We start from the raw sequence: 3743 nt of genomic DNA on the forward strand, positions 1-3743 counted from the left end.
ATCGGCGCGGTCGCGGTGGTCGCGGCGATCGGTGTGGGTGCGGCCTTCCTGCTCGGCGGGAGCGGGAGCGGCGGCCTGGAGGACGACGGGGCGCACACGCTGACGACGCCGGCGACGGTGGTCAGTGAGTACAAGCGGGTCGGCGACGGCGCTCAGGTCAGCGACTCCGACACCACGAAGGACATGGAGAAGAGCGGCGTCAAGGGCGGCACGACCGTCGCCGGGCAGTGGTCGACCGCCGACTTCAGCAACTACGACCCCAAGGACCCCTCCACGCTGCCCAGCCAGTCCGAGCTGCTGGCCGCCAAGGGCATGACGATGGTGGGCGGTTACGGCAAGATCGCCGATCCGCAGGCGACCCTGGACCTGTTCTTCGCCTCCATCCAGAAGAAGATCAAGGACAGCTCGACCAGTAACACCGGCGGCATGCAGAACGCGGAGCTGGTCGGTGACCCGGAGGAGGTCGAGATCGACGGCGCGGTCGCCCAGTGCCAGTCGACGAAGAGCACCAACGCGCTCACCAAGAAGGAGTCGACCGACTGGTTCTGCGCCTGGGCCGACTACAGCACGGTCGCCATGGTCTCGCCGGGCGACAACACCGGCACGGGTGTCGGCAAGGACACCGCGGTCGACCTCACCACGAAGCTGCGGGAGCAGATCCGCGTCAAGGCCTGACCCACCCCGCGTACGACGGAAGGGCCCCGGTCTCCCGACCGGGGCCCTTCGTCGTGCGCGGTGGCTGTTACGCCGTCTTCTGCTCCCCCGGCCCCCGGCCGTTGCGGGCGTCGCGGGGGATCAGGGTCGGGTTGACGTTGGAGCGGACGACGTCGGCGGTGATGACCACGCGGGCCACGTCCTTGCGGGACGGGACCTCGTACATCACCGACATGAGGACTTCCTCCATGATGGCGCGCAGGCCGCGCGCGCCGGTCTGGCGGAGGATGGCCTGGTCGGCGATGGCCTCCAGGGCCTCACGCTCGAAGTCCAGCTCCACACCGTCGAGTTCGAAGAGGCGCTGGTACTGCTTCACCAGCGCGTTGCGCGGCTCGATCAGGATCTGGAGCAGGGCCTCGCGGTCCAGGTTGTGGACCGAGGTGATCACGGGGAGACGGCCGATGAACTCGGGGATCATGCCGAACTTGACCAGGTCCTCGGGCATGACGTCCTCGAACTGGTCCTTGGCCGCCAGCTCCCGCTTCGAGTGGATCGTCGCGCCGAAGCCGATGCCCTTGGCGCCGGCCCGCGACTCGATGATCTTCTCCAGGCCCGAGAAGGCACCGCCCACGATGAACAGGACGTTCGTCGTATCGATCTGGATGAACTCCTGGTGCGGGTGCTTGCGTCCGCCCTGCGGCGGGACCGAGGCCGTGGTGCCCTCGAGGATCTTCAGCAGGGCCTGCTGGACGCCCTCGCCCGAGACGTCGCGGGTGATCGAGGGATTTTCACTCTTCCTCGCGACCTTGTCGATCTCATCGATGTAGATGATCCCGGTCTCGGCCTTCTTGACGTCGTAGTCGGCGGCCTGGATCAGCTTCAGCAGGATGTTCTCGACGTCCTCGCCGACATACCCCGCCTCGGTGAGCGCGGTGGCGTCGGCGATCGCGAACGGGACGTTCAGCATGCGTGCCAGGGTCTGCGCGAGGAGGGTCTTGCCGGAACCCGTGGGGCCCAGCAGGAGGATGTTGGACTTCGCCAACTCGATGGCGTCCTCACGGTTTTGACCACCGCCGTGCTCACCGGCCTGGACCCGCTTGTAGTGGTTGTACACCGCGACCGACAGGGCCTTCTTGGCCGGCTCCTGGCCGACCACATAACCCTCGAGGAACTCGTAGATCTCGCGCGGCTTCGGGAGTTCCTCCCAGCGGACCTCGCTCGTCTCCGCGAGTTCTTCCTCGATGATCTCGTTGCAGAGGTCGATGCACTCGTCGCAGATGTACACACCGGGCCCTGCGATGAGCTTCTTGACCTGCTTCTGGCTCTTGCCGCAGAACGAGCACTTGAGCAGATCGCCGCCGTCACCGATGCGTGCCACGGTGTGCTTCCCCTTCGCCTGGGAGACGACTGGAACATCTTTCGAGTCCAGCGTCTCCTGGTGCTGCCTTATGTCGACGGTACCTTGCCGGGCCCCCCGTCCGGGCCCCCCTTGGCACGGTTCACTTCCACGTGGACCGTGTCACACCATGCCAAGGGGCGGCAGACGATACTCCCCCACCCGCGTCAGTGCAGGTCGGCGTTGTTCATCTTGCGGGTCGAGATGATCTGGTCGATCAGGCCGTACGCCAGCGCGTCCTCGGCCGTGAGGATCTTGTCGCGCTCGATGTCCTCGCGGATCTTCTCGATCGGCGTGGTGGAGTGCTTGGCCAGCATGTCCTCCAGCTGACCGCGCATCCGCAGGATCTCGTTCGCGGCGATCTCCAGGTCGGAGACCTGACCGCGGCCGGTCTCGCTGTACGGCTGGTGGATCAGCACACGGGCGTTCGGCAGCGCCATGCGCTTGCCGGGCGTACCGGCGGCGAGCAGGATCGCGGCGGCGGAGGCCGCCTGGCCCATGCAGACCGTCTGGACGTCGGGCTTCACGAACTGCATCGTGTCGTAGATCGCCGTCAGCGCCGTGAAGGAGCCGCCGGGGCTGTTGATGTAGACCGAGATGTCCCGGTCGGGGTCCATCGACTCCAGGCACAGCAGCTGCGCCATGACGTCGTTGGCGGAGGCGTCGTCGATCTGCACGCCGAGGAAGATCACCCGCTCCTCGAAGAGCTTCGCGTACGGGTCGTACTCGCGGATGCCCTGGGAGGTGCGCTCGACGAAGCGCGGGATGACGTAGCGGGATTCGGCGCGGGGGCCGGTGTATTCGGCCTCGGTGCGGGCGTAGAGGCCGCTGCCGGGGAAGTCGTTCACGGTGTCTCCTGGAGAGAAGGCTGGGGCGGTGGGTGGAGGGGGCTGAGAGGGACGATGACGGCCTGGGGGGCACCGGATGTCCGGCGGGACCCCCTGGGCCGCGACGAGCCCGTGCTAGGCCGCCCCGGTACCGCCGCCGCCCGGCATGCCGGCGGCCGTGGGGATGACGTCGTCGATGAGGCCGTACTCCTTGGCCTCGAAGGCGTCGAACCAGCGGTCGCGGTCCGAGTCCCGGGTGACCTGCTCGACCGACTGGCCGGTGTGCTGCGAGGTCAGCTCGGCCATGCGCCTCTTGGTGTGCAGCAGCCGCTCGGCGTGGATCTTGATGTCCGAGGCCGAGCCGGCCAGGCCGGCGGAGGGCTGGTGGATCAGGATCTCGGCGTTCGGCAGCGCGAAGCGCTTGCCGGGCGTGCCGGCGCTGAGCAGGAACTGGCCCATCGAGGCCGCGAGGCCCATCGCGATGGTCACCACGTCGTTCTTGATGAACTGCATGGTGTCGTAGATCGCCATGCCGGCCGTGATCGAGCCGCCGGGGCTGTTGATGTAGAGGAAGATGTCCTTGTCCGGGTCGGCGGCAAGGAGCAGCAGCTGCGCGGTGATCTTGTTGGCGATGTCGTCGTCGACCGCCTGGCCGAGGAAGATGATCCGCTCGCCGAGCAGCCGGTTGTAGACCTGGTCGCCGAGGCCACCACCGATGGAAGGGTCGCCGGCGGCGGAGGGCATCAGATTCGTCACGTATCCACCTGCTCGTCTTATCGACGGCGTCCGGGCCGTCTCACGTGTACTGCCGGGGGCAACGGGGACTCCCCTGCCCTCGTATTCATGGACCCTAACGCGCGGGTCCC

Annotated in this window: 4 protein-coding genes; 1 reads left to right on the forward strand and 3 read right to left on the reverse strand. The window is 67.4% G+C overall.

Annotated features, from left to right (window positions below; translation table 11 throughout):
* Window positions 1-675, forward strand: a 675-nt coding sequence (locus BZL64_RS07280) for a hypothetical protein (protein ID WP_086767283.1), incomplete at its 5' end; no start/stop codon positions are given.
* 67 nt (window positions 676-742) lie between these two features.
* Here BZL64_RS07280 and clpX read toward each other — a convergent pair.
* The 3 genes from clpX to BZL64_RS07295 form a co-directional block, all read right to left on the reverse strand.
* Window positions 743-2032 carry an ATP-dependent Clp protease ATP-binding subunit ClpX gene (gene clpX / locus BZL64_RS07285; protein WP_086767285.1) on the reverse strand — a complete coding sequence of 430 codons (1290 nt, stop codon included), beginning with the start codon at window positions 2030-2032 and terminating at the stop codon, window positions 743-745.
* Between the two features lie 185 nt (window positions 2033-2217).
* The gene (locus tag BZL64_RS07290; RefSeq protein WP_086767288.1) at window positions 2218-2898 is read right to left on the reverse strand and encodes an ATP-dependent Clp protease proteolytic subunit; all 681 of its coding nucleotides are present in this window, start codon (window positions 2896-2898) and stop codon (window positions 2218-2220) included.
* Between the two features lie 114 nt (window positions 2899-3012).
* Complete coding sequence (locus BZL64_RS07295) at window positions 3013-3621, reverse strand: ATP-dependent Clp protease proteolytic subunit (RefSeq protein ID WP_086767291.1); 609 nt, start codon at window positions 3619-3621, stop codon at window positions 3013-3015.
* Window positions 3622-3743: the final 122 nt, after the last annotated feature.

Origin of the sequence: Streptomyces bobili, assembly GCF_002154575.1 — a bacterium.
Taxonomy (GTDB): Bacteria; Actinomycetota; Actinomycetes; order Streptomycetales; family Streptomycetaceae; genus Streptomyces; species Streptomyces bobili.